This window comes from Octadecabacter antarcticus 307 (assembly GCF_000155675.2).
Classification (GTDB): domain Bacteria; phylum Pseudomonadota; class Alphaproteobacteria; order Rhodobacterales; family Rhodobacteraceae; genus Octadecabacter; species Octadecabacter antarcticus.
This window is the reverse complement of sequence record NC_020911.1, coordinates 4,549,643-4,574,085: the sequence shown is the minus strand read 5'-3', so window position 1 is coordinate 4,574,085 and position 24,443 is coordinate 4,549,643. Positions and strand designations below refer to the sequence as shown.

At 54.7% G+C, this 24,443-nt stretch carries 23 protein-coding genes and 1 pseudogene; 14 read left to right on the top strand and 10 right to left on the bottom strand.

What is annotated here, in order from left to right; translation table 11 throughout:
* The first annotated feature begins 93 nt into the window (after window positions 1–93).
* Genes OAN307_RS23430 through OAN307_RS23420 form a run of 3 tightly spaced genes read left to right on the top strand, consistent with a single transcriptional unit; the run spans window position 94 to window position 4,220 of the window.
* A complete protein-coding gene (locus tag OAN307_RS23430) occupies window positions 94–1,104 on the top strand; it encodes a glycosyltransferase family 2 protein (RefSeq protein WP_044045131.1) in 1,011 nt (336 codons plus the stop codon).
* Window positions 1,101–2,795, top strand: a complete 1,695-nt coding sequence (locus tag OAN307_RS23425) for a DUF5927 domain-containing protein (RefSeq protein ID WP_015501882.1) — start codon at window positions 1,101–1,103, stop codon at window positions 2,793–2,795. The genes OAN307_RS23430 and OAN307_RS23425 overlap by 4 nt, the downstream gene beginning before the upstream one ends.
* A 3-nt stretch (window positions 2,796–2,798) precedes the next feature.
* Window positions 2,799–4,220 carry a sulfotransferase family 2 domain-containing protein gene (locus tag OAN307_RS23420; RefSeq protein ID WP_015501881.1) on the top strand — a complete coding sequence of 474 codons (1,422 nt, stop codon included), beginning with the start codon at window positions 2,799–2,801 and terminating at the stop codon, window positions 4,218–4,220.
* 9 nt (window positions 4,221–4,229) lie between these two features.
* Here the strand turns inward: OAN307_RS23420 and OAN307_RS23415 are convergent, their stop codons facing one another.
* The 7 genes from OAN307_RS23415 to OAN307_RS23385 form a co-directional block, all read right to left on the bottom strand.
* On the bottom strand, window positions 4,230–4,694 hold the full coding sequence (locus OAN307_RS23415; RefSeq protein ID WP_015501880.1) for a PTS sugar transporter subunit IIA: 465 nt from the start codon (window positions 4,692–4,694) through the stop codon (window positions 4,230–4,232).
* Between the two features lie 29 nt (window positions 4,695–4,723).
* Window positions 4,724–5,299, bottom strand: a complete 576-nt coding sequence (gene hpf, locus OAN307_RS23410) for a ribosome hibernation-promoting factor, HPF/YfiA family (RefSeq protein WP_015501879.1) — start codon at window positions 5,297–5,299, stop codon at window positions 4,724–4,726.
* 212 nt (window positions 5,300–5,511) lie between these two features.
* Window positions 5,512–6,276, bottom strand: a complete 765-nt coding sequence (gene lptB, locus OAN307_RS23405) for an LPS export ABC transporter ATP-binding protein (RefSeq protein ID WP_015501878.1) — start codon at window positions 6,274–6,276, stop codon at window positions 5,512–5,514.
* Window positions 6,276–6,761: an LptA/OstA family protein gene (locus tag OAN307_RS23400; protein ID WP_015501877.1), complete on the bottom strand. Its 486-nt coding sequence runs from the start codon at window positions 6,759–6,761 to the stop codon at window positions 6,276–6,278. The genes lptB and OAN307_RS23400 overlap by 1 nt, the downstream gene beginning before the upstream one ends.
* An 11-nt stretch (window positions 6,762–6,772) precedes the next feature.
* Window positions 6,773–7,363: an LPS export ABC transporter periplasmic protein LptC gene (locus OAN307_RS23395; RefSeq protein WP_015501876.1), complete on the bottom strand. Its 591-nt coding sequence runs from the start codon at window positions 7,361–7,363 to the stop codon at window positions 6,773–6,775.
* A 2-nt stretch (window positions 7,364–7,365) separates the two neighbouring features.
* Window positions 7,366–8,334 carry a KpsF/GutQ family sugar-phosphate isomerase gene (locus OAN307_RS23390; protein WP_015501875.1) on the bottom strand — a complete coding sequence of 323 codons (969 nt, stop codon included), beginning with the start codon at window positions 8,332–8,334 and terminating at the stop codon, window positions 7,366–7,368.
* Window positions 8,334–8,945 carry a ribonuclease D gene (locus OAN307_RS23385; RefSeq protein WP_015501874.1) on the bottom strand — a complete coding sequence of 204 codons (612 nt, stop codon included), beginning with the start codon at window positions 8,943–8,945 and terminating at the stop codon, window positions 8,334–8,336. Before OAN307_RS23385 ends, OAN307_RS23390 begins: the two co-directional genes overlap by 1 nt.
* A 732-nt stretch (window positions 8,946–9,677) precedes the next feature.
* Between OAN307_RS23385 and OAN307_RS23375 the strand changes: the two genes are divergently transcribed.
* Entirely contained in the window at window positions 9,678–9,959 is a 282-nt protein-coding gene (locus OAN307_RS23375; protein WP_015501872.1) for a hypothetical protein, read from the top strand.
* A gap of 122 nt (window positions 9,960–10,081) precedes the next feature.
* Here OAN307_RS23375 and OAN307_RS23370 read toward each other — a convergent pair.
* A pseudogene (locus tag OAN307_RS23370) lies at window positions 10,082–11,156 on the bottom strand (IS30 family transposase).
* Window positions 11,157–11,431: 275 nt separating this feature from the next.
* On the opposite strand from OAN307_RS23370, the gene OAN307_RS29275 reads away from it, so the two are divergent.
* The 10 genes from OAN307_RS29275 to OAN307_RS23325 all read left to right on the top strand — a co-directional run bounded on the left by OAN307_RS29275 (window position 11,432) and on the right by OAN307_RS23325 (window position 21,408).
* Window positions 11,432–11,590 (top strand): hypothetical protein, encoded by a 159-nt coding sequence (locus OAN307_RS29275; protein ID WP_015501871.1) that lies wholly within the window; start codon window positions 11,432–11,434, stop codon window positions 11,588–11,590.
* 51 nt (window positions 11,591–11,641) lie between these two features.
* Window positions 11,642–12,211 (top strand): helix-turn-helix domain-containing protein, encoded by a 570-nt coding sequence (locus OAN307_RS23365; protein WP_044044319.1) that lies wholly within the window; start codon window positions 11,642–11,644, stop codon window positions 12,209–12,211.
* Between the two features lie 14 nt (window positions 12,212–12,225).
* Window positions 12,226–12,849: a LysE family translocator gene (locus tag OAN307_RS23360; RefSeq protein ID WP_015501869.1), complete on the top strand. Its 624-nt coding sequence runs from the start codon at window positions 12,226–12,228 to the stop codon at window positions 12,847–12,849.
* On the top strand, window positions 12,846–13,229 hold the full coding sequence (locus tag OAN307_RS23355) for a GFA family protein (protein ID WP_015501868.1): 384 nt from the start codon (window positions 12,846–12,848) through the stop codon (window positions 13,227–13,229). The genes OAN307_RS23360 and OAN307_RS23355 overlap by 4 nt, the downstream gene beginning before the upstream one ends.
* Before the next feature lie 2 nt (window positions 13,230–13,231).
* Complete coding sequence (locus OAN307_RS23350) at window positions 13,232–15,682, top strand: GcvT family protein (RefSeq protein WP_015501867.1); 2,451 nt, start codon at window positions 13,232–13,234, stop codon at window positions 15,680–15,682.
* Between the two features lie 3 nt (window positions 15,683–15,685).
* Window positions 15,686–16,567 (top strand): homocysteine S-methyltransferase family protein, encoded by an 882-nt coding sequence (locus OAN307_RS23345; RefSeq protein ID WP_015501866.1) that lies wholly within the window; start codon window positions 15,686–15,688, stop codon window positions 16,565–16,567.
* A gap of 11 nt (window positions 16,568–16,578) precedes the next feature.
* Entirely contained in the window at window positions 16,579–19,017 is a 2,439-nt protein-coding gene (locus tag OAN307_RS23340) for a GcvT family protein (RefSeq protein ID WP_015501865.1), read from the top strand.
* Window positions 19,018–19,071: 54 nt separating this feature from the next.
* Window positions 19,072–19,959 (top strand): EamA family transporter RarD, encoded by an 888-nt coding sequence (gene rarD / locus OAN307_RS23335; RefSeq protein WP_015501864.1) that lies wholly within the window; start codon window positions 19,072–19,074, stop codon window positions 19,957–19,959.
* On the top strand, window positions 19,956–20,603 hold the full coding sequence (locus OAN307_RS23330; protein ID WP_015501863.1) for a pseudouridine synthase: 648 nt from the start codon (window positions 19,956–19,958) through the stop codon (window positions 20,601–20,603). Before rarD ends, OAN307_RS23330 begins: the two co-directional genes overlap by 4 nt.
* Window positions 20,604–20,754: 151 nt before the next feature.
* Window positions 20,755–21,408 (top strand): peroxiredoxin, encoded by a 654-nt coding sequence (locus OAN307_RS23325; protein ID WP_015501862.1) that lies wholly within the window; start codon window positions 20,755–20,757, stop codon window positions 21,406–21,408.
* Between the two features lie 71 nt (window positions 21,409–21,479).
* Here OAN307_RS23325 and OAN307_RS23320 read toward each other — a convergent pair whose 3' ends face one another.
* Both OAN307_RS23320 and pnp read right to left on the bottom strand, forming a co-directional pair.
* Window positions 21,480–22,034, bottom strand: a complete 555-nt coding sequence (locus OAN307_RS23320) for a L,D-transpeptidase (protein WP_015501861.1) — start codon at window positions 22,032–22,034, stop codon at window positions 21,480–21,482.
* A 173-nt stretch (window positions 22,035–22,207) separates the two neighbouring features.
* A complete protein-coding gene (pnp, locus tag OAN307_RS23315; protein ID WP_015501860.1) occupies window positions 22,208–24,340 on the bottom strand; it encodes a polyribonucleotide nucleotidyltransferase in 2,133 nt (710 codons plus the stop codon).
* Window positions 24,341–24,443: the final 103 nt, after the last annotated feature.

Genomic DNA, 24,443 nt, shown 5'->3' with positions numbered 1-24,443 from the left:
ATAGGCGGTATTTTCTCGCATTATCAACGGTGTGTAAACTATAAGGCACTAGCGAAGTTTGCAGACTTCGGTGGCATAAGTGGGAGGACCAATTTGGGCGCTTGGACATCATATCGGCTTCGCCTTAGGCGAAAGGGCTGGCACCTGCGTGCCCGGCGCAAGTCGCGTGAATTGTCGGTGGTCAAGGATCGAACCAGCCAAATCAAACCCAACGATATCCTGGTGTTTTGCACGTTTCGCAATGAAGATATTCGCCTGCCGTATTTCTTTAAATATTACCGCGACTTAGGCATCGATCATTTCATTATGGTGGACAATGACAGCGATGATGACGGTGGCGACTATGCCGCCAATCAACCGGATGTTTCGATCTGGAAGGCCAAGGGTAGCTATCGCCGTTCGCGGTTTGGCGTCGACTGGCTGAACCACCTTCAGCGTAAGTATGCGGATGGTCACTGGACCCTTGTCGTTGATCCAGATGAGTTTTTTGTCTACCCGTTCTGCGACACCCGCCCCGTGCGTGCGTTAACCGATTGGTTGGATGCGTCTGACATTCGCAGCTTTGGTGCGATGTTGCTGGATATGTACCCGAAAGGTCGCCTTGACGCTGTGCCTTATCAACGCGGTCAAGACCCGATGGAGATTGCGTCGTGGTTTGACAGTGGCAATTACACGATTCTAAAGAACAATTTGTACTACAATTTGTGGATACAAGGCGGTCCTCGGACGCGGATGTTCTTTAAGGACGAACCGTGGCGTGCTCCTGCGTTGAACAAAACACCGCTGGTAAAGTGGAAAAAAAATTACGCGTACGTTAGTTCCACCCACATGCTTCTGCCGCGTGGCTTGAACATAGTGTATGATGAATGGGGTGGGGAAAAAGCATCAGGCGTGCTGCTGCATGCCAAGTTCCTTGATACATTTGGCGTCAAAGCGGCAGAAGAAATAGCGCGTGGGCAGCACTACGCGGGCAGTCAGGAATATAAGGCCTACGCAGACGGAATTTCGAAACATCCTGACCTGTGGTGCAAATGGTCCGAGAAATACATCAACTGGCGCCAGCTTGAGATTCTCGGTCTCATGTCGAAAGGCAACTGGGCATGAGCGTCGGTGTCATCATGTTGGTGCACAACGCATTTGATCGCGCCGAACAGGTGATCCGACATTGGTCGGCTGCCGGTTGCCCTGTGGTGATCCATGTCGACAAGAACGTTAAATTCACGGTCTATGATGCTTTCGTAAAAAGCGTGGCAGACCTGCCGGATGTGCTGTTCTCAGAACGTCATCGCTGCGAATGGGGCACGTGGAGCATCGTCGCTGCGTCGCAATCGGCGTCGAACATGATGTTGACTAAATTTTCTAATGTGCGCCATGTCTATCTGGCGTCCGGGTCCTGCCTACCGCTGCGCCCGATTCGAGATTTGCAATCCTACTTGGAAAAACGCCCGCGTACCGATTTTATAGAAAGTGCGACAACGGCAGATGTTCCGTGGACCCAAGGTGGCCTTGATTTTGAGCGCTTCACGCTGCGGTTCCCATTTTCATGGCGCAAGAATCGTTTCCTATTTGACCGTTATGTTGAATTTCAACGCAGTTTCAAAATGCACCGTAGCATGCCCGACGGGATCTTGCCGCACATGGGATCGCAGTGGTGGTGCCTCACGCGCCAGACATTGTCAGCGATTCTGGAAGATCCGGATCGCGCAGTTTACGATAGGTACTTCAAGCTGGTCTGGATTCCGGATGAAAGCTATTTTCAGACGCTGGTCCGGCTTTATTCGCAGAGGATCGAAAGCCGATCCCTGACCTTGTCGAAGTTCGACTATCAGGGCAAACCGCACATCTTTTATGACGATCACCTGCAACTTCTTCGGCGATCAGATTGCTTTGTCGCCCGCAAAATCTGGCCACATGCGAACAGGCTTTATGATAACTTCCTGATCGAAGAAAACCCGTTGAAGGGGGCTGAACCGAACCCCGGTAAGATTGACCGCATCTTTTCAAAAGCGGTAGAGCGGCGGACTCGTGGACGTCCGGGTCTGTTCATGCAAAGCCGTCTGCCGCGACCAGGCCATGAGAACGAACTTACGTCTGCGCCGTATTCAGTGTTTGAGGGCTTTGCTGAGTTGTTTGAAGATTTTGAACCTTGGCTTGCGCGGATGACGGGTACGCGGGTGCATGGGCATCTATATGCCAAAGATCGTGTCGAATTCGAGGGCCGGCAAGAGACGTTTAGCGGCGCGTTATGCGATAATGCGAAATTGCGCGACTACAACGCGCGATTGTTTCTTGTAAACCTTATTTGGAACACGCGGGGGGAACGCCAGTGTTTTCAATACGGCCCCATGTCCAGGCAATTAGTCAGCTGGGATCTGGCCAAAGACCCCAACGCCCATATTTCTGTGATCACTGGTGCGTGGGCCATCCCGCTGTTCCAATCGAATCGAAATTTCTCGGACATCCGTGCGGATGCTGCCGAATTGCAGCGTATTGAGAGTGAACATTTGAAAGCACTCCGCTCGCCTTGGGCGAAGGCCCGTATCCGGATCTGGACGTTGGCTGATTTTATTGAAACGCCGATGGAAGCGCTGCAAACGGTCCTTGATGAAATGGGTGCTAAAAATCTGCGCCTAGTCACAGAAGCCCCTAAAATGGCAGACCTGACAGGCTTTGGGCAGTTCCTGCAGAACCTCAAAAACCAAGGGATGCACCCCTATCTGATGGGCGATTTCCCTTCCGACGCCGGCCCTCCTGCGCAACGTCCGTCACGGCGCAAACCCTACTTGGTGCGCTAGAAGATGGGTGGTTTTGACTATTTCGTTGTGTTCGCGGAAATGCGCACAGGATCGAATTTTCTGGAAACCAACATCAATGCGTTTGATGGTTTGGCCTGCCATGGTGAGGCGTACAATCCGCGTTTTGTCGGCTATCCGAACCGTACCGAGATGCTGGGCGTGACGCTGGAGGATCGAGATGCCGACCCGCACGATCTACTGGAAAAAGTAAAAGCCGCAGACGGGTTGAACGGGTTTCGCTATTTCAACAACCACGATCCAAGGGTGTTTGATTCTGTGATGGCCGATCGCCGTTGCGCCAAGATCATTCTGACGCGCAATCCGGTTGAAAGCTACGTCAGCTGGAAAATCGCTAAGGCGACTGGCCAGTGGAAACTGACAGATGTGAAACGATTGCGCGAAGACACCGTGACGTTCAACGCAGATGAATTCCGGCAACACATCGCTAAGTTACAGGCGTTTCAGGTGCGTCTTCTCAACACGTTGCAGAAAGCCGGACAGACGGCGTTTTACGTGGACTATGAAGACCTGCAAGATGTTGATGTGATGAACGGACTTGCGGGTTTTATTGGTGTCGATGAACGGCTCGATACGCTCAACAAGTCGTTGAAGAAACAGAACCCGAGCGCGCTGTCCGACAAAGTTGAGAACTTTGGTGAAATGGAAGCGAGCCTTGCACAGTTGGATCGGTTTAACCTGAATCGCACACCGAACTTTGAACCCCGTCGCGGGCCTGCGGTTCCAGGCTACACTGCCGCAGCCAGTTCTCCGTTACTGTACCTGCCGATCAAATCTGGCCCTGTTGCGGCTGTGACAGCGTGGTTGGCGGGGCTTGATGATGCGCAGCCTGACGAGTTACTGACGCAGTTCACCCAGAAATCCCTGCGCCAATGGAAGCGACAACTGCCCGGGCATCGGTGCTTTACGGTTGTGCGTCATCCGGTCGCCCGCGCGCATGCAGTATACTGCGACAAAATACTGTCCACCGGTGAGGGCAGTTTCATTGAGATAAGGAACGTTCTGCGCAACCAGTTTAAGCTTTTGATCCCAGTGAAATACCCCGATTCAGCCTACACGCCAATAGAACACCGCACAGCGTTTCTTGCGTTCTTGAAGTTCGTGAAATCAAATATTGCATCGCAGACCACAATCCGTGTGGATGCGCATTGGGCCAGCCAATCACGGGCGTTGCAGGGATTCGCGGAATTCGCATCGCCGGACTTAATCCTGCGCGAAGACCGACTGGAACAAGACCTTTCAATCGTGGCGGCGCAAATTGGTAAAACAACAATGCCGCAGATTGCGGACGTTACTGATCCACATGCGTTGTTGTTAAAAGAAATATATGACGATGAAATCGAAGCCGCTGTCCACGAGGTTTACCAACGCGACTATATCGCATTCGGGTTTGGACCCTACGTTTAAGCGGTGGGGTTAGGCGGCTTGTGCAGAACTCGCTTCGGTCAGGATCGTGTAAATCGTTGTGGGGTTCTCGTTCGCCCGCAACTTTGCACAGATGCGTTCGTCGCGCAGTGTTCGTGACACGAGGGCCAATGCTTTCAGGTGGATGACGCCAGCCTCTTCGGGGGCAAATAGGGCAAAGACGAGATCAACCGGTTGGCGATCCACCGAATCAAAATAAAGCGGCTTTTTCACCCGTAAGAACAGCCCACAAACCTGCTTCAACCCCGGAAGACGCGCATGAGGAAGCGCGACGCCATGGCCCACACCGGTGGGGCCAAGGCTTTCGCGGTCAAGAAGGGCATCAATCACGACGGATTGCTCCATTCCAAAACAAGTTTCTGCCATATCGGCAAGGTCATGGAACATGCGCTTCTTGCTGCTTGCTGCAGCAATTACCTTAATTCCGGCCGCTGGAAGAATGTCTGTTATTGTCATGCTTTAAATCACGTCGGGCGTTGCCCAAACTAGCCTGTGTTACGCGGGTCAATCCAACCGATGTTGCCGTCTTCGCGGCGATAAACAACGTTGATTCCGCTATGTCTTTCGTTTCGGAAAACCAACACCGGGGCATCGGCGATCTCCATTTGCATGACCGCTTCTCCAACGGAGATTGATGGGATTTTGGTCTCCATCTCTGCCACAATCATGGAGCTTACACCGTTCGGTTCTTGATCCTCCGACTCATCGTTCGAGGCGAGGATATACGAGCCCGCATCAGAAAGTTCAACGGGTTGTGATCGGTCCCTGTGGTGGTCTTTCAGACGGCGTTTATACCGCCGAAGCTGCTTTTCCATTTTTTCGGACGCGCCATCAAAAGCTGCGTAGATTTCAGTGCCTTTGCCTTTGGCCTGTGCGGTCAAACCTGTTGAAAGATGGACTTCAGCTTCGCAAACAAATTCATGCCCACTTTTGGAAAAGACGATATTGGCGTCGGTCGGGCGTCCGGCATATTTGCTAAAAACTTCCCCCATTTCGGTCTGCACGTGGGTTTGCAGGGCTTCACCAATGTCGATTTGCTTTCCTGTGATCTGATAGCGCATCTCATCTCCTTTTATTCGTTAAAGGCAATTCGGGCGTCAAAACCATTAAGGTTTCGTTAAGTTACGCGGGAATTGTCAGGGGTGATGGCAGTCGATGGGTTGTGCAACTTGCGCCTGTAAGGCGTGGACCAGTTTGCAATGGATATCTGAACTGTCATCGCCTGTAGTTGGCGACAAAAGGGGGGTGTCTGTCAATGACATCCGTAAAAAGATCACGGAACGCGGAACGAATTCCCGAGATAGACGCGACGCACATTCTCGTCGCGCACGACCTCATCCGTGGTGCCAGACATCAGGATTTTGCCGTCATGCAGAATGTAAGCTCGATCCACAATCTGTAGCGTTTCCTGTACGTTATGGTCCGTAATCAACACGCCGATGCCACGGTTTTTCAGGTCTGCCGTGAGGTGGCGAATTTCGTCCACAGCAATCGGATCAACGCCAGCAAATGGTTCATCCAGCAGCACATATTTAGGATCAGCCGCGAGACAGCGGGCGATTTCCGCGCGCCTGCGTTCACCACCAGACAGGGCCATCGCTGGGGCACGGCGTAGATGTTCGATCGAAAACTCAGACAGTAATTCTTCGAGTCGTTCACGCCGACGGGTGCGGTCGCGTTCGGCAATTTCAAGGATCGCAAGAATGTTGTCTTCGACGCTGAGGCCGCGAAAGATCGACATTTCCTGTGGCAGATATCCGATGCCGAGTTTCGCACGACGATACATTGGTAGGGATGTGACATCACGGCCGTCGACAATAACATTACCAGCTTCTGGTGTCACAAGACCTGCGATGGCGTAGAAACAGGTGGTTTTGCCAGATCCATTTGGCCCGAGAAGCGCAACAACTTCGCCAGGACCAAGTTCAAGGCTGACGTCGCGGATAACCATCCGCTTGCGGTAGCTTTTGCGCAGGTTGACGACCTTCAGGCCGACGTCGCCATCCGTGACTGTAAATCCATGTCCGGTGTCCGGCATCAGTTGTTGCCTTGATTGAATATCGTGCGCACGCGGCCATACATTTGGGCGCTGCCATCAGACAGGTTCACGCGCATGGTATCGGACGAGATTGCGCTAGCCCCTTGGGTCAGCAGTACATCGCCCGCCAATTCCAGTGTGCCCGTGTCAAGATTATAGTCAGCCGTTAACGCTTCAGCTGCTTCGGTTGCCGTTACGAACGTCACGCCACCGCTGGCAGACAGACGGCTGATATCGCCGGATGCGTCGCTGTAGATGACCTGCACGCGCGCAGCGTTCAGGCGCAAATCTCCTTGGCCGAAGACAACATTGCCGATGAAGATCGCGGTTCCAGTCGCTTGATCAATGCTGAGGCTGTCAGCTGTGATTTCCACGGGCGCATTCGGGTCCGCGCTGATCGCGCCAAGGTTGATGTCGGTTTGGGCGAACGCGGTGGTGGCGCAAATCAGGGCCGCGCAGAACAAGGCAGTTTTGAAAATTGTCATGTCAAAGAATCCTATTGCTGCGGGGTATATACCAGCCGAACGCCGTTTTGGAAAAGCATCACTTGGCCGGTCCCCCCTTCGGGTGTTTCGATGGTCATTTGGCCTGCCGTCAGGGAGCCGAAGGGTGCTTGTACTTCGAGAGCTCCATCAGAGATAATTTGCCCGGTGGTCAGGTTCGCAGTGATGCCTGCGGTTTCCATCTCATATCCGTTCGAGGTTTCAACGCGAGCCAGTCCTGTCAGGCGTGCGATGCGGGTGGCATTGTTGATTTCACCCTGACCCGCACGGATGTTGATATGAATTCCGTCTACCGCATCAATCGAGGCGGATATGGTTTCAACCAACAATACATCGCCAATAGGACGCGCTGTTTGGGCCGTAAGTTCTATCACTGAACCGTCGTCTGTCACGCCAGACACTCGCGCCCCTGACAGGCGCGGTTCACGGGCAATTTCTTCGATTTCGGCGTAGGGGATGGCGTTGTCTTGTGTCGGCGTGCGCGCGAACAAGAAGACCGTCGACATCAGCGCCAATGCCCCCAATGGCAACGTGATTTTTAGAAAGCCGACGAAGTTTGAATAAAGATTGTCGTCGCCTAACATTGCTACACGATACCTGCACGCAGGCAGTCATGGATGTGCAAAATGCCAGCCACTTTGCGCGACCCTTTGGTATCGACCACAAACAGACAGGTAATCTTACGTTCATTCATTACGTTCACTGCCTCTTCAGCCAGGGATGCCGTGTCTATTGTGCCAGGCGCGCGTGTCATCACTTCGCCCGCAGTCAATTCCAACAACCCAGCCATATTTCGACGCAAGTCGCCGTCGGTCACGATACCTGCGATGTAGCCATTGTCGTCTAGAACACCAACCACACCGAATCCCTTTTGACTGATCGTCAGCAGGGTGTCGCTCATCGGGGTTCTTTCACCAACCAATGGGATGGCGTCGTCTTTATGCATTAGGTCGCCAACGCGCGACAGTTGCGCACCGAGTTTGCCGCCCGGGTGGAAGTCACGAAAGTTGTCGGGCGTGAAGGCGCGGTGTTCCATGATAGCGACGCAAAGGGCATCACCCAGCGCCAGTGTCATCGTGGTGGATGTCGTCGGAACCACGCCAGTGCCGCAGGCTTCGGGCAGTTTCGGCATCAGCAGAACGATATCGGATTGTGATGCCAGCGAGCTTTCGGCGCGGCTGGTCATACCGATCAAAGGAATGGCGAACCGCTGGGTATAGGCGATGAGATTGGCAAGTTCGGGCGCTTCGCCAGAATTACTGATCGCCAGAACCACATCGCCGCGTGTGACCATACCAAGGTCGCCGTGCGATGCTTCGGCGGGGTGAACAAAGTGCGCAGGCGTTCCTGTGCTGGCCAAAGTCGCTGCGATCTTACGGGCAATGTGGCCAGATTTTCCAATCCCGGAAATGATGATCCGGCCCTTGGCATTCAGGATTAGGTCGACCGCATCCGCAAGGCTGCCATCAATAGCATCAGCCAATGCGATCAGCGCATCTGCCTCTGCTCGGATTACACGGCGGGCGGTCTCGGTGAATTTCGGATCATGTGCCATCAGTGAGAAAATATATCCTGTTCGGGCCAACCTGCCAGATCAAGTTTCGCACGCATGGGCAGGAAATCAAAGCAGGCTTGCGCCATGTCTGTACGACGTTCGCGCACCAGACGAATGTTCAATTCATCACGTAACTGATGGAGATACAAAACATCCGATGCGGCATAATCGATCTGCGCTTTGGACAGTGTTTCGGCGCCCCAATCGCTTTGCTGCTGGAACTTGGAAATGTCGACGCGCAGAAATTCTTGCAGCAGGTTTTTCAGCCCGTGACGATCCGTGTAGGTCCGGATCAGTTTGCTTGCAATCTTGGTGCAATAAACCGGGGCTGTAACGGTTCCAAATGCGTTGAGCATTGCGGCAATATCAAAGCGACCGAAGTGGAATAGTTTCAGCACCTGCGGATCGGCAAGCACTTTACACAGGTTTGGGGCCGTGGTCTGGCCTACAGAAATTTGGATGAGGTGGCAGTTTCCGTCACCGCTGCTTAGCTGAATAAGGCAAAGACGATCGCGATGCGGGTTCAGACCCATCGTCTCGCAATCAATCGCGACAACAGGGCCAAGATCAAGGTCGTCAGGCAAATCATGCTGATAAAGGTGATTTGGCATATGGTTCTTTCGGCAGCGTGACAGAGGAATCTGCGAGTTAACATGAGGATTTAAGTTATATGAGGCATGTAATTAAAAATTAACATGCACAAAAGAGTTTCGCACATAATGCTTTGCACCCCAAGGCACTAAGACCTTCCAAGGAACACCCATTGATTATTAAATTCACGTTGGCCCTCAAAATAGGGCACGTGATCCGTTCAGGCGGCGATGCGTCAATTGCTCGGCAGCGATACTCCAAAAAAGACTAGGTGGCTATTGAGTGTTGTTGATGTTTTCGTCGGGTTTTGGGTTTTTATCCTATCTTCAATCAACCCAAAACAACGCCGCCCGCGCTATCGATCGCGACAACTATATCGAAACCAACACGGCTGCGCTTGTCCTCCAAATTCAACAAGCCACTTTCGAAGATGAAACCCAGGCACTCATCAATGCAACGGAGGGCCTAGCGTTTCGCGAACTCTCAGACGAGATCAACAGGACTGCGGATTTGTTTGTGCAAGACCGGAGCCAGTTTGACCAGCAGTTAGCTGAATACAGAGATCGAAATGCCCAGATAGAAGTAGATCGGATTGCGACTGCTGGGGCCGGGAATTTGGCGGCAGTTGGGGGTGACGCAAGCCACCTCACAAACTTAGCGTGCCACCGCTGATGTGACCCGCGCCCGAGAGGAGCAGGACCGTCGTTTGCTCGAGTATCGAACTCGCCTAAGCGAAGCGGAAGGTCTGCCCGATGCTTCTGCCGCCGGCGAAGATATGTCTGGAGTCGCGATTTGCGGGCCTATCTGTAACGGCCATCAACGGCGCATTGATGACATCAATAGCGATATCGATACTGTTCACTAAGGTATTATCGATGCCGAGTTGGCTGCGGCGCAAGCAAACACAGCCCCTTTTGGCGGTGGAACGTGGTGTTGATCAGGCCAGCCGGAATGATTCTGGGGAATTGATCGAACAGGCGTGGCCGCCGCCTGTCGATCGCAGCTCGTTCTTGATTCCACGCGACGAATATTAGTCTGAACCGAGTGTCGCTGGATTGGACGAGATCGCGCGAACATGCTCGGGTGCACGAGACGTCATGTTGGGCGTGGGAATGTCTGACAATTTGCCACGCTGTGAACCCGCAGCGCGGCGGTCTCAACTGATCGACGCAACACATGCATCGAACCGCTCTGCGGGAGTCTCGTATCCGAGCGTCATACGAGGTCGCTCATTGGGCTGCCTTGCGACGGCGCTCAGTTTTGCTTGACTATGTATCGACAAATCTGTGCCTTTTGGAAAGTACTGTCGCCGCAGGCGGTTAGTGTTTTTGTTTGTCCCACGCTGCCACGCGTTGCCTGACAGGCGCATGCAAAGCATGCTGCCGAGAGGGGCTGTGTGGGTCGCATAAGTACACGTTGATATCCGTCGCTTGGGTGAACTTCTTGTGCCCAGCCATTTCCGAACCGCGTTCCCAAGTTAGTGAGCGATACAGGTCTTTTGGCAGTTTGCGTGACTGTTTGATCAAGGCCTGAATGACGCTGTGGCTGTCTTTGTTACTGACCTTGGCCAGCATCACGCAACGTGTGTGCCGCTCGACCAGAGTGAAGATAAAACTGTTGCCGGAGCCGACTATCAAGTCGCCCTCCCTCCTCTTGGGACATTGCTGCGCAATGCCCCGGTACGGCCCGATCATCTGCTTGCGCCGGTTTGTCACGGATCGATACCGCATCATTAAACTTGCCCAAGCCACTGTGCTTCATCTGGCGTGCCGAGATCGGCGAATGGATCGCATCGCGCGCAGATGCGCCAGCAATTTCTTCTTAAGTACGCCGCGTATTTGGATACACAGGCTTCGATAGATCGTCTCGTGGGGGCCCCTTTCGTCTTCGCCGTCGGGATGTTCGCGCATCAGCCAGCCTGCGATTTGCCCGCGGCGACCACCTTACGGATCAGCTTGGCTAATATCGCCCCACACAGATAGACATTGCCTTCCAGCTTGCACGGCTTCGGGCCGCCGTTGCGTCTGACTTCGCGACTGATTGTCGATTCCGAGCGCTTCAAAGAACGCGCAATTGATCCTAGGGACATCTGCGCGATTAGGCCTCGTGAGACCGCCTCTCCGTCGGCTAAAGTTAGGGCCAATCGAGCTTATCGTCTCTCCGCGCTGCCAGCGATCCCATATCTCAGACTTCTGTTTGTCGCTGAAAAACACGCGACGACGATACTTCATAGGGCTCACTCCATCTTTGGCTAAAGACTAAAGTGTTGCGTCGACCGGTCGAAACCGCCTCCCGAAGCTTTCAATCAGCCGCTTGATCAGTTTCTGCATCTTACTACCCCTTGATGAAGACGCCCGACGTGGAAGCATAGTGGTCGGCGGAGACGTCGTTTCGCTGCGTATTGGGTAGTAAGCTGTCAGGTGTCCCGTCAAGATTATCGTAACAAATACAGCAATTTATAGTTGAGAGGCGTAGAGGGGAGAAGTGGGAGAGTGCGATTTTTCCGGTGTTCAACGGGGCGGGTGATTTGATTGTGGTGTTTGATATCGACAGTGATCAACCGGATGCTTTCACTGCTGAGGATGCCGCACAATTAGCCGTAATCCTGCGGGGGGTTTTCAGCGGCATGGATGAACAAAACTTGATTGGTGAAAAAATCCTTTGAATTTTCACGAACTCGTGTCAGGACTTTGGTCAGACAGGGAGTTTGCACGCAGTGATTCACGCGCCACCGCCAGAAAGCTGCACACTTGGGGCTGATATTCGCGCTTTGCGAAAGGCGCGTGGGCTGACGTTGTCGGGTTTGGGTGAAACGCTGGGTCGGTCTGTTGGCTGGCTGAGCCAAGTTGAGCGTGACAAGTCCGAGCCATCAATTTCTGATCTGCGCTATATTGCATCTGCGTTGGATGTATCGGTGTCCAGTCTATTCCGATCCGAGGCGCCAGAACACGAACAGGGGTTGATCGTGCGCGGTGATGCGCGCCGTCCTATTGGGTCACGTCCTGCGGGCTTGGTTGAGGAACTTCTGTCCCCTGATCTGACTGACGATTTTGAGATGGTCCATTCGACCTTTGAGTCGGGAGCAGAAATTACCGAAGAGGTAATGCGCCCAACACAAGAGGTTGGATATATCGTGTCTGGCAAACTTGATTTGTGGATCGCTGGCAAAACCCATTCACTGAATGCGGGTGACAGTTTCCGAATTCGAGGCGAGGCATTTCGCTGGATGAACCCCTATGCCTTGCCTTGCGTCGTGATCTGGGTCATCGCCCCGCCGGTGTATTGATGGCGGTGTTATGAATGACATTTGAAGCATGGACCGTATTCGCGCTGTTCTGGGCGGTATTTGTCACCACTCCGGGGCCGAATGCAGTGAACTGTATCTCAAACGGGATGAGCTTGGGGTTTGTTCGCAGCTTGCCCGGTGTCGCCGCGATCTTGACGCAGGCATCCTTGTTTTTGGCGTTGTCGGCGCTGGGTGTGACGGCGTTGCTTACGACGTCGGAGGCCGCATTTTCGGTGGCAAAGCTTATCGGCGCGGGGTTCCTGATCTTTCTTGGTCTTCGCGGATGGGTGACAGCGTCGCGACCGGTTCAGGTGACGACGCCACCCAAGGGCGATGTCTATTGGCGGGCCTTGGCGATCGCGGTGATCAATCCCAAAAGTGTGGCTGGATACCTAGCGGCGTTTAGCCAGTTTGTGCAGCCTGACGTGCCGATTGGTCAGCAAATGTGGGTCATCGTGCCAACGGCGCTGACGCTGACGGCGTGTAGTTATCTGACATTTACCGCACTTGGTGCTGGTCTTGGGCGTGCCGCGCTGGGGGCTGTTTTCAATGTCTGGTTTCGCCGAACTATGGCGATTTGTTTTGTCGTCTATGGAATCCTTTTGGGCGTCAGTCAAACACCAGGGAGAACACTATGAAAACGGGCTCATGTCTGTGTGGCGGTGTGAGATATGAATTGATGGGAGATTTGCGCCCTTCGGTGGCATGCCACTGTGTTCAATGCCGCAAGACCAGCGGACATCATGTGTCTGCAACGCAAGTAGAACCGGGCCAATTGGTGTTCACAAGCGATGAGACGCTGACGTGGTTTCAATCGTCCCGCGCGGCGCAACGTGGATTTTGCAAAATCTGCGGATCGTCGCTGTTTTGGCGACATAAGGACGACGAAGGACGGGTGTCGATAATGTCAGGCACGATTGACGGAGCGACCGGCCTTAAGACCTCGAAGCATATCTTTACGGCAGACAAGGGTGATTACTACGATATCTTGGACAACATTTCGCAAAGGGAGCAATAGGAATGGCAGATTTTCCAACAACAGCCCGTGTGGTCATCATTGGTGGTGGTGTGGTCGGCACGTCGACGTTGTTTCATTTGGCGCGGGCTGGGTGGTCCGATTGTGTGCTGCTTGAAAAGAACGAACTGACCGCAGGATCCACATGGCACGCGGCGGGCAATTGCCCGAATTTTGCGCCGAACTGGGCGGTGATGAACATGCAGCGTTACGGGCTGGAACTGTACCGCAGCTTGGCCGACGAGGTCGATTATCCGATGAACTACCACGTCACCGGATCGCTGCGTTTGGCCCATTCCAAGGAACGGATGCAGGAGTTTGCAAAGGTGTCCGGACAAGCCCGTTATCAGGGGCTTGAGATGGACATTCTGACCAATGCAGAAATCAAGGAACGTCATCCGTTCCTTGAGACCCACGATCTTGCGGGTGGAATGTGGGATGCGTTGGACGGCGACATTGACCCCGCGCAACTGACGCAGGCCTTGGCCAAAGGCGCGCGTTCTGCGGGTGGCCGGATTGAACGGTTCTGCCCGGTGACCGGGATTGATCGGGACGGTGATGAGTGGATTGTGAAGACTGACAAGGGTGAGATTAGGGCCGAATTTGTCGTCAATTGTGCGGGCTATTATGCGCAGCGTGTTGGTGAAATGTTCAAACCATTTGGCGGGCGCACCGTACCGATGGTCGTGATGAGCCACCAGTATTTCCTGACCGAACCCATTGCCGAGCTTGAGGCGTGGACCAAAGAGGTCGGGCACAAGGTCCCCCTCGTTCGTGATGTCGATATTTCTTACTATCTGCGGCAGGATAAGAACGGTCTGAACCTTGGCCCATATGAGCGCAACTGTAAGGCGCATTGGGTGACGCCGGACGATCCGATGCCGGACGATTTTTCGTTCCAGCTGTATCCCGATGATCTGGATCGGTTGGAATTCTACATCGAAGACGCCATGGCGCGTTTGCCGCTGTTGGGCGAGGCGGGCATTGGCCGCAACATCAACGGGCCGATCCCCTATGCACCCGATGGTCTGCCGATGGCTGGCCCGATGCCGGGTGTGAAGAACGCGTTTGAGGCGCATTCGTTTACTTTCGGGATCGCCCAAGGTGGCGGCGCGGGCAAGGTGATGGCGGAATGGATCATGCACGGCGAAACTGAGTTGGATATGTGGTCTGTCGATCCGCGCCGTTACACTGATTACACTGATCACGATCATTGTCTTGCCAAAGCGATGGAAACCTATGGTCATGAATACGCGATGCACTTTCCCCATCACGAATGGCCAGCGGGCCGCGACAAGAAGCTGTCGCCAGTCGATGAAAAGGTCCGTGCAATGGGTGGTCAGATGGGTGCCTATAATGGTTGGGAACGCGCCAATTGGTTCGCTAAAAACGGCGATGACACGTCAGAGGGCAGCACCCAGACGTGGGCGCGCAATGGTCCTTGGGAACAACGTGTACGTGAAGAGTGCGAGGCGGTGCGCGACAACGTTGGTGTCCTTGATCTGCCGGGGTTCTCTCGGTTTAAGGTGCAGGGCCCCGGCGCTGACGACTGGCTGCGGGGGCTTGTCGCTGGCGCGCTCCCTAAGATCGGTCGCGTTGGTCTTATTTATTTCGCGGACAACCGCGGACGGATCGTCACCGAGATGTCGGTTACTCGTGAAGCCGCAGATCTTTTCGTTCTTGTTACTGCCGCGTCTGCGCACTGGCACGACCGCGAATGGCTGGAACGCTACATGCCGGAAGACGCATCTTTCACTTTAGTGGATTGGACAACTGATATGTCCACACTGATCGTGACGGGCCCAGCCACGCGGGATTGCCTTGGCAAGATATGTGAGGCCGACTTGTCACTCCCTTGGCTTAGCTTTCAGGAAAGCGAAATCGTAGGGGCGTGGGTTGCACTTTTGCGGGTGTCGTTCGCAGGCGAGCTTGGCTGGGAAATTCATGCCGAAAATGCCAGTATGCCTGCAATCTATGACGCAGTGCTGGACGCAGGGGCCAAACCGTTCGGCATGTATGCGCTGAACTCCTTGCGGATCGAAAAGGGATACCGCGCGTGGAAAGGCGATCTGTCGACGGATTATTCCCTGCTGGAGGGCGGGCTTGATCGCTTTATCAGGTTCGACAAACCACAAGACTTCCCTGGAAAGGCGGCGTTGCTGGCGGAAAAGCAACAGGGCCGAAAGAAGGGGTTTGTGACGTTGGTTATGGACGCGGGCGATACGGACGCGCCCTATATGGCCCCGATTTGGCATGGCGATGAAATCGTTGGTGAAGTCACGTCTTGTGCCATGGGATATCGCACCAACAAATGTATCGCCTTGGGTATGGTTCGCGCTAACCTATTGGCCGTCGGCACCCAATTGGAGGTCGATGTCTATGGCAAACGCCACAAGGCGGTTGTGCAAGAAGATGCCCCGCTTTGGGACCCAAACAATGAACGCATTAGGGCTTAATCGATGACGCAGATAACACTTTTGGATGGTGGCATGGGGCAGGAACTGGTGCATCGCGCTGGTGATCGGCCCACGCCGCTTTGGTCAACGCAGGTGATGGTGGATCACCCTGGCATGGTTGCTGGTGTGCACCGCGATTTCGCCGCGGCAGGCGCGACGATTGCCACGGCCAACACCTACGCCATTCACCATGACCGTTTGGAAGGCACCGCATTGGAGGGCAAGTTCGACGAATTGCATGGCTTGGCCTTGGCTGAAGCACGGGACGTCGGGGGTGTTGGGCGCGTCGCGGGGGCTATTGGGCCGCTTGGGGCGTCCTACCGCGCGGACCTTATGCCGACCCACGACGAGGCTGTGGCGAAATTTGCCGAGGTTGCACGCGCGATTGGTCCGCACGTTGATCTGATCATTTGTGAGACAGTCGTTTCGCTGGCCCAAACCCGCGCGGTTCTGGAAGGTGCGCAAGCCGCGGGTAAACCGATATGGATTGCGTTTTCGGTGTCCGATGATGATGGCAGCGTGCTGCGATCCGGTGAGCCGCTGGCAGACGGTGTGGCGCTTGCGGGCGCGGCCCAAGCTGTGATGGCAAATTGTTCAGCGCCCGAAGTGATCAAGGCTGCGTTAGATGTTTTGGCGACGTCTGGAAAACCATATGGGGCCTACGCCAACGGGTTTGAATCGATTAGTGACGGGTTTCTTGAAGCGAAGCCAACTGTTGATGCGTTGAAAATGCGGCGTGATTTCACGCCTGACCTTTATGCTGATCACGCGATGCGTTGGGTCGATCACGGGGCGACGATTATTGGCGGCTGCTGCGAAGTCAGCCCCGCACATATTGCAGAAATCGCCAGCCGTCTTCGGGCCGCTGGGCACACTATTGTTTAAGGAACTGACAGATGGCTGATCTTCCAAGCAAGGCACGTGTTGTTATCATTGGTGGCGGTGTTATCGGGTGTTCAGTGGCCTATCACCTGAGCAAACTGGGTTGGATGGATGTTGTTTTGCTGGAACGCAAACAACTGACCAGTGGGACGACGTGGCATGCGGCGGGCCTTATTGCACAGCTTCGTGCCACGCAGAATATGACGAAACTAGCGAAATATAGCCAAGAACTTTATGGCACGCTTGAGGAAGAAACAGGGGTTGCTACGGGGTTCAAGCGCTGTGGGTCGATAACGGTTGCCCTGACTGAGGACCGCAAAGAGGAGATTTACCGACAGGCCGCCATGGCACGCGCATTCGGGGTTGCGGTTGAGGAGATTTCACCGAGCGAGGTGAAGGCGAAGTATGAGCACCTCAATATTGAGGGTGTTGTCGGCGGGGTCTATTTGCCGCTGGACGGGCAGGGCGACCCATCCAATATCGCGCTGGCCTTGGCCAAAGGAGCGCGGCAGCGTGGGGCGGTTGTAAAGGAGCGGGTCAAGGCCACGGGCGTTGTGCGCGCGGGGCGGCGGATCACTGGTGTGAACTGGGAAGATGCGAATGGGCACGGCACGATAGACTGTGATCATGTCGTGAATTGTGCGGGCATGTGGGGCCGTGAGGTCGGGCAAATGCTGGGCACCAACGTACCGCTGCAAGCCTGTGAGCATTTCTATATCGTAACTGAGGCGATTGCGGGTTTGACGCAGATGCCGGTGCTGCGCGTTCCTGATGAGTGTGCCTATTATAAAGAAGACGCCGGAAAGATGCTTTTGGGTGCGTTCGAGCCTGTGAGCAAGCCGTGGGGCCCTATTCCGGCGGATTTCGAGTTTGATCAACTGCCCGAAGATTTCGACCACTTTGAGCCGATCCTTGAAGCTGCAGTTGAACGCATGCCGATGCTGGCGGAGGCGGGTATCCATACATTCTTTAACGGGCCGGAAAGTTTTACGCCCGACGATGCATATCACCTTGGCCTTGCGCCGGAGATGGACAATGTCTGGGTCGCTGCGGGATTCAATTCCGTCGGGATTCAATCGGCGGGTGGGGCTGGTATGGCCTTGGCGCAATGGATGGATGAGGGCGCGAAGCCGTTTGATCTGGGCGATGTTGATATCAGCCGGATGCAACCGTTTATGGGCAACAAGACGTTCCTGATGGAACGGTCAAAGGAAACGCTTGGCCTGCTGTATGCAGACCATTTCCCGTTCCGCCAAAAGGCGACTGCGCGGGGGGTGCGTCGCACACCGTTCCATCACCATCTGTTGCAACGTGGTGCGGTGATGGGGGAATTGTCAGGTTGGGAGCGCGCCAACTGGTTCGCCAAGGACGGCCAGACGCCGGAATATGAATACTCTTGGCAACGGCAGAACTTTTTCGACAATGTGGCGGCTGAACATAAAGCTGTGCGTGAAAATGTCGGCATGTATGACATGTCGTCTTTCGGTAAGATCAGGGTCGAAGGGCCCGACGCCGAAGGCTTTTTGAACTACGTCGGCGGTGGCGATTATTCGGTGCCTGTTGGCAAGATTGTTTATACGCAGTTCCTGAACCATCGCGGCGGGATTGAGGCGGATGTGACTGTGACCCGGATGTCCGAGACGGCGTATCTGGTGGTGACACCTGCCGCGACGCGTTTGGCCGATCAGGTTTGGATGGAACGCACCCGCGGCGATTTTAATGTGGTCATTACTGACGTGACAGCAGGCGAAGGCGTGCTGGCCGTGATGGGGCCAAACGCGCGCAAGCTGCTGCAAGCGGTGTCGCCAGCCGATTTCACCAACGCGGTGAATCCGTTTGGTACGGCGCAGGACATTGAGATTGGCATGGGTGTGGCCCGCGTTCACCGTGTTACCTATGTGGGGGAGCTTGGCTGGGAGGTCTACATCAGCGCGGATCAAGCCGGCCATGTGTTTGAAACGCTGCACGCTGCGGGGCAGGATTTCGAACTGACGCTGTGCGGGATGCACATGATGGACACGTGCCGGATCGAAAAGGGCTTTCGCCATTTCGGGCATGACATCACCTGCGAAGACCATGTGATGGAGGCGGGGCTAGGCTTTGCCGTCAAGAAGGACAAGCCGGACTTCATTGGCCGTGAGGCGGTGTTGGAAAAGCAGGAAAGCGGGCTCAACATGCGCATGGTGCAGTTCAAGCTGACGGATCCTGAACCGCTTTTGTATCATAACGAACCTATCCTTAGGGACGGTGAATTGGTCGGATACCTGTCGTCGGGCGGTTATGGGCACACCTTGGGCGGGGCCATGGGCCTTGGCTATGTGCCGTGTAAAGGCGAGACGGCGGCGGATGTTTTGGCCTCTGGGTATGAGATTGATGTGATGGGCACCAAGGTACGCGCCGAGGCATCATTGCGGCCAATGTATGACCCCAAGTCCGAGCGCGTAAAAGTCTAGCCACCCGAAATCCCTACCCTTGCGAGCGGTCTTCGGAGCGGTCATGAGGGAGGGATGAAAAACCCGGAAAATCAAGACACCTTGCGCGGCTTTGGGTTCGCGTTAAGCGCCTATTTGCTGTGGGGGTTTTTGCCGTTGTACTTAAAGGCGATAAGCCACATTCCGGCGATCGAAGTCATCGCGCACCGCGTGTTGTGGTCCGTGCCTGTAGCGGGTCTGATCTTGATTGTTTTGGGCCGTACAAGCGATTTGGGCCGCATTCTGCGTGACCCTAAAGCATTGGCAATGGGCTGCGTTACCGCAACTTTGGTGTCGATCAATTGGGGCGTTTATGTCTGGGCAATTGCGGCGGAGCGCACGTTGGACGGGGCGTTGGGCTATTACATAAACCCGATTTTCAGTGTGTTTCTTGGGGCGATGTTGTTGGGTGAAAAACTCAACAAACTGCAATGGGCGGCGGTGGGGTTGGCCGCCTCAGCTGTGGGCGTGTTGACTTATGCAAACGGATCGCTGCCGTGGCCTGCGCTGGCGCTGACGATTTCTTGGGGTTTTTACGCATATTTCAAACGATCGCTACCGATTGGCCCTAATCAGGGTTTCCTGCTCGAAGTATTGATCCTGTCTCCCGTTGCGCTGGGCTATTTGATTTGGCTGGGCGGTCAGGGTGGCGGTCATTTTGTGCCGTTGTCGATGGATATGTGGTTGCTGATGGGCTGTGGGATCATCACTGCGGTGCCGCTGATGTTGTATGCTAACGGCGCCAAGGGGCTGCGGCTGGCGACCATCGGGATCATGCAATACATCGCGCCGACGATGATTATGTTAATTGCTGTGTTTGTGTTTGAGGAACCGTTCGGCAGTGCGCGCGCCATTGCGTTTCCGATGATCTGGGCGGCACTGGGTCTGTATACGTTTGCAATGTTTCGGGGCCGTAAGACATGAGCAGTGATTACGCACCGCCCGATAGTCCGCTGGACGTGATCCACGCGGATCATGAAATTTTGATTGTGAACAAGCCCAGTGGGTTATTGTCGGTTCCCGGTAAGGGGCCACATCTGGCGGATTGTCTGATCATGCGGGTGCAAGTGGCGTTTCCGCAGGCCTTGTTGATCCACCGTTTGGATCGTGACACGTCCGGTGTGATGGTGTTTGCGCTGACGCGACATGCGCAGCGTCACATCGGGTTACAGTTTGAAAAGCGCATGACGAAAAAGACCTATGTGGCCCGCGTTTGGGGCATGATAGAACCCAAAACGGGGACGGTGGATTTGCCGTTGATTGTCGATTGGGAAAATCGCCCGCTTCAAAAGGTATGCCATGAGACTGGCAAGTCGGCGCAGACGGACTGGCGGGTGTTACGCGGTGACGCAACCGAGTCGCGGGTGCGGTTGATGCCCAAAACTGGGCGCAGCCACCAGTTACGGGTGCATATGCTGAGCCTTGGTCATGCAATTCTTGGCGATCCGTTTTATGCGGTGGGTGAGGCGCGGGAGTATGATCGGTTGATGCTGCATTCCGAAGAGTTGCGATTGCGCCATCCTGACGGTGGTGAAGGTGTAAAGTTTCGCGCGAAGGCACCGTTCTAAGCGACCTGCTGCTATCGGGTCGGTCAATGTGCGAAGATCGCGGGTTTGGTTTGACGCCCCTCGCGGTATAGTAGGCGGGTGATCTTGGTAGAATTAGGCTGGGTGAACGCCTATATAGAAAATTAATGCAATTCAAAAAAGGAGAGCCAACATGGGCCTACGCATCAATGACACGATCCCGAACCTGACTGTGGAAACGGATCAAGGCACGTTCGCTTTGCATGACTGGATTGGTGACAGCTGGGCGATTTTGTTCAGCCATCCAAAAGATTTCACGCCCGTTTGCACAACCGAGTTTGGTGCTGTGGCACAACTGGCCGATGAATGGGACGCGCGCGGCACCAAGGTGATCGGTGTGTCCGTGGACGGGGTTGAAGACCACAAAAAGTGGAAAGCCGACATTGAGGGTTTTGCTGGTGCGAAGGCTGGTTTCCCGATCATTGCAGACGATGGTCTGGAAGTTGCCAAGGCGTTCGACATGCTGCCTGCCGAAGCCTACATGCCTGACGGACGCACGCCAGCAGACAGTGCAACGGTGCGGGCTGTGTTTATCATCGGGCCGGACAAAAAGCTGAAACTGTCGATGACCTATCCGATGAACGTCGGGCGTAATTTCGCCGAAGTGCTGCGTGCGCTGGATGGCCTGCAAACTGCGGCACGTGAAAACGTGGCGACGCCCGCCAACTGGGTTCCGGGTGGTGATGTTGTTGTGCCTGTCGCGGTGTCGGATGCTGATGCGATTGCGAAATACGGGTCTATTGATACCAAGCTGCCGTACCTGCGGATGGCGAAACTGCCGAAATAAATAAACGATCAAAATCAAAAAAAAGGCCCCACCGATTGGTGGGGCCTTTGTCGTTTGGTGATATCGATGAATTAGTGCAGCACGGCGCGCGTGTTCACTGGCACGCGGTTGTAAAGATCTGAGATATGGCTGTTGACCAGCCGAACGCAGCCATTGGACACCGCGCTGCCGATCGTGCGCGGCGCGTTGGTGCCGTGGATACGAAGGTAAGTGTCACGGTTGCCACTAAACAAATACAGAGCGCGCGCACCCAGCGGGTTATTGATGCCGCCTGCCATGCCATCCGCGTATTGCGCGTAAGATGCAGGGCTGCGTTCGATCATGGCAGGTGTTGGTGTCCAGCTCGGCCATTCTTTCTTGACCTGAATGATAAAATCGCCGCTTTCGTACAGACCAGCGCGGCCAATTCCGACGGAATATTCCATCGCAAGGCCTGGGCCAATCATCCAGTAAAGCTTGAAACTACTGGGTTCGACGTGGATTTCACCAGTCGCGTAGTCGCGGTCAATGCGCACGACACGGGGCAATTGCTGTTCGGGAATAAGAAAACCTTGGGCATTTGCAGAGGTTGCAGCAAGGCCAGCAGTGGCGGCGGCAGTGTTCAAGAAATGGCGGCGCGTTATCATTGGAATCCTCAGTCTGCGTCTAATCTTCGGAGGTATGCCCTGCATTGCGCCCTTTGGGCAAGGTTTCGCGCATCACAAAGAGGTCAGGGTTCCCTTACCTGTGACATCGATCCCGCAAATACAAAAGGGCCCCGATGTTTCCATTGGGGCCCTTTTCGAAAAACCTAAAGACCTTAGTCTTCCTTGGCGTCTTCTTTGACTTCTTCGCCAGTGACCTGATCGACGACTTTCATCGACAGGCGAACCTTGCCGCGATCGTCAAAGCCCAGAAGCTTAACTTTTACTTCCTGGCCTTCTTTCAGAACGTCAGACGGGTGGTTCAATCGGCGGTTTTCGATCTGACTGACATGCACGAGGCCGTCTTTCTTACCGAAGAAGTTCACGAATGCACCGAAGTCGACGATTTTGACGACTGTACCGGTGTAGACCATGCCCTCTTCTGGTTCGGCTACGATGGACCAGATCATGTCGTAGGCCTTCTTGATGGCTTCGCCGTTTGGCGACGCGATCTTGATGATGCCTTCGTCGTTGATATCGACCTTGGCGCCGGACATTTCGACGATCTCGCGGATGACTTTACCGCCGGAACCGATGACTTCGCGGATTTTATCCACTGGAATCTGCATCGTTTCGATGCGTGGTGCGTGCTCGGAGAATTCGGAAGCCGAGGACAGCGCTTTGTTCATCTCACCAAGGATGTGAACCCGGCCGACTTTGGCCTGTGCGAGTGCTTCTTTCATGATGGCGGGCGTGATGCCTGCGATCTTGATGTCCATCTGCAAGGACGTAATGCCTGCTTCTGTACCAGCAACCTTGAAGTCCATATCACCGAGGTGGTCTTCGTCACCCAAAATATCAGACAGAATGGCGTATGAGCCGTCGTCCTGCATGATGAGGCCCATCGCAACACCAGCAACTGGCGCCTTAAGTGGAACACCAGCGTCCATCATGGACAAGGAGCCACCACATACCGACGCCATGGAGGACGAGCCGTTGGACTCGGTGATCTCAGACACAACACGAATTGTATAAGGGAAATCCGTGGCTGCTGGCAGAACTGCCTGAAGCGCGCGCCATGCGAGTTTACCGTGGCCGATTTCACGACGACCCGTGAAACCGAAACGACCGACTTCACCAACCGAGTATGGGGGGAAGTTGTAGTGCAGCATGAAATTCGACTTATACATGCCAGACAGGCTGTCGATCATCTGTTCGTCGTCGCCGGTGCCCAGTGTGGTCACAACCAAACCTTGGGTTTCGCCGCGTGTGAACAAGGCAGAACCGTGGGTCCGTGGCAGAATGCCAGTCTCGGATACGATGTCACGGATTTCGTCAGTCTTACGACCGTCGATCCGCTTACCAGTTTTAACAACGTCGCCGCGCAGAATGGAGGCTTCGAGTTTCTTAAGCGCGGAACCGAGGTTCTCATCGCTAAGCTGCTCTTCGCTGAGCGCAGCTTTGATTGCGTCGCGGGCGTCGTTGACGGCCGTTGTGCGTTCCTGCTTGTCACCGATTGCAAAGGCTTTGCGCATTTGCTTTTCGCCAGCCTTGGCAACAGCCTTAGACAGGCCGGAATAGTCAGGCGCTTGGAAATCGAACGGTGCCTTGGCGGCGTCTTCGGCCAGATCGACGATCATGTCGATGACGGGCTGGATTTGCGCATGGGCAAATTCAACAGCGCCAAGCATTTCTTCTTCAGACAGCTCGTATGCTTCTGACTCAACCATCATCACGGCGTCTTTGGTGCCTGCAACAACAAGGTCCAAACGCTGATCAGGGTTTTCACGCAGCTTGTGCATGTCGTCCATTTCCGGGTTCAGGATGTAATCGCCACCTTCAAAACCAACACGGCAAGCAGCAATTGGGCCCATGAACGGCGCGCCGGAAATCGTCAGCGCAGCGGAGGCTGCAATCATCGCAACCATGTCGGGATCGTTGACCAGATCGTGGGACAGAACGGTACAGATCACCAGGACCTCGTTCTTGAAGCCTTCGACGAACAGTGGGCGGATCGGACGGTCGATAAGACGGCTTGTGAGCGTCTCTTTCTCAGTCGGGCGCGCCTCGCGTTTGAAGAAACCGCCCGGGACTTTACCGGCGGCATAATATTTTTCACCGTAGTGCACGGTCAGCGGAAAGAAATCCTGCCCCGGCTTTTGCTTTTTGGCGAACGTCACGTTGGCCATAACGGTGGTTTCGCCGTAGGTGGCGATGACGGTGCCGTCTGCCTGACGTGCGACCTTACCAGTTTCCAGTGTCAGCGTTTCTTCGCCCCACTGGATGGATTTTTTCACTTCTTTAAACATCTATGTTTCCTGTGTCGGGGCAATCTTGGGCATATCCCAAGTCCCCGTTGCATTGGTGGCCCCATTGCCACCGACCCCATATCCATATGCGAACGCCGGGGTC

What these genes read in the sequence shown, in the direction of transcription:
- OAN307_RS23425 (WP_015501882.1), top strand. Translation starts at nt 1,101, where the DNA reads ATGAGCGTCGGTGTCATCATGTTGGTGCACAACGCATTTGATCGCGCC.
- OAN307_RS23420 (WP_015501881.1), top strand. Translation starts at nt 2,799, where the DNA reads ATGGGTGGTTTTGACTATTTCGTTGTGTTCGCGGAAATGCGCACAGGA.
- OAN307_RS23415 (WP_015501880.1), bottom strand. Translation starts at nt 4,694, where the DNA reads ATGACAATAACAGACATTCTTCCAGCGGCCGGAATTAAGGTAATTGCT.
- hpf (WP_015501879.1), bottom strand. Translation starts at nt 5,299, where the DNA reads ATGCGCTATCAGATCACAGGAAAGCAAATCGACATTGGTGAAGCCCTG.
- lptB (WP_015501878.1), bottom strand. Translation starts at nt 6,276, where the DNA reads ATGCCGGACACCGGACATGGATTTACAGTCACGGATGGCGACGTCGGC.
- OAN307_RS23400 (WP_015501877.1), bottom strand. Translation starts at nt 6,761, where the DNA reads ATGACAATTTTCAAAACTGCCTTGTTCTGCGCGGCCCTGATTTGCGCC.
- OAN307_RS23395 (WP_015501876.1), bottom strand. Translation starts at nt 7,363, where the DNA reads ATGTTAGGCGACGACAATCTTTATTCAAACTTCGTCGGCTTTCTAAAA.
- OAN307_RS23390 (WP_015501875.1), bottom strand. Translation starts at nt 8,334, where the DNA reads ATGGCACATGATCCGAAATTCACCGAGACCGCCCGCCGTGTAATCCGA.
- OAN307_RS23385 (WP_015501874.1), bottom strand. Translation starts at nt 8,945, where the DNA reads ATGCCAAATCACCTTTATCAGCATGATTTGCCTGACGACCTTGATCTT.
- OAN307_RS23375 (WP_015501872.1), top strand. Translation starts at nt 9,678, where the DNA reads ATGCTTCTGCCGCCGGCGAAGATATGTCTGGAGTCGCGATTTGCGGGC.
- OAN307_RS23360 (WP_015501869.1), top strand. Translation starts at nt 12,226, where the DNA reads ATGACATTTGAAGCATGGACCGTATTCGCGCTGTTCTGGGCGGTATTT.
- OAN307_RS23355 (WP_015501868.1), top strand. Translation starts at nt 12,846, where the DNA reads ATGAAAACGGGCTCATGTCTGTGTGGCGGTGTGAGATATGAATTGATG.
- OAN307_RS23350 (WP_015501867.1), top strand. Translation starts at nt 13,232, where the DNA reads ATGGCAGATTTTCCAACAACAGCCCGTGTGGTCATCATTGGTGGTGGT.
- OAN307_RS23345 (WP_015501866.1), top strand. Translation starts at nt 15,686, where the DNA reads ATGACGCAGATAACACTTTTGGATGGTGGCATGGGGCAGGAACTGGTG.
- OAN307_RS23340 (WP_015501865.1), top strand. Translation starts at nt 16,579, where the DNA reads ATGGCTGATCTTCCAAGCAAGGCACGTGTTGTTATCATTGGTGGCGGT.
- rarD (WP_015501864.1), top strand. Translation starts at nt 19,072, where the DNA reads ATGAAAAACCCGGAAAATCAAGACACCTTGCGCGGCTTTGGGTTCGCG.
- OAN307_RS23330 (WP_015501863.1), top strand. Translation starts at nt 19,956, where the DNA reads ATGAGCAGTGATTACGCACCGCCCGATAGTCCGCTGGACGTGATCCAC.
- OAN307_RS23325 (WP_015501862.1), top strand. Translation starts at nt 20,755, where the DNA reads ATGGGCCTACGCATCAATGACACGATCCCGAACCTGACTGTGGAAACG.
- OAN307_RS23320 (WP_015501861.1), bottom strand. Translation starts at nt 22,034, where the DNA reads ATGATAACGCGCCGCCATTTCTTGAACACTGCCGCCGCCACTGCTGGC.
- pnp (WP_015501860.1), bottom strand. Translation starts at nt 24,340, where the DNA reads ATGTTTAAAGAAGTGAAAAAATCCATCCAGTGGGGCGAAGAAACGCTG.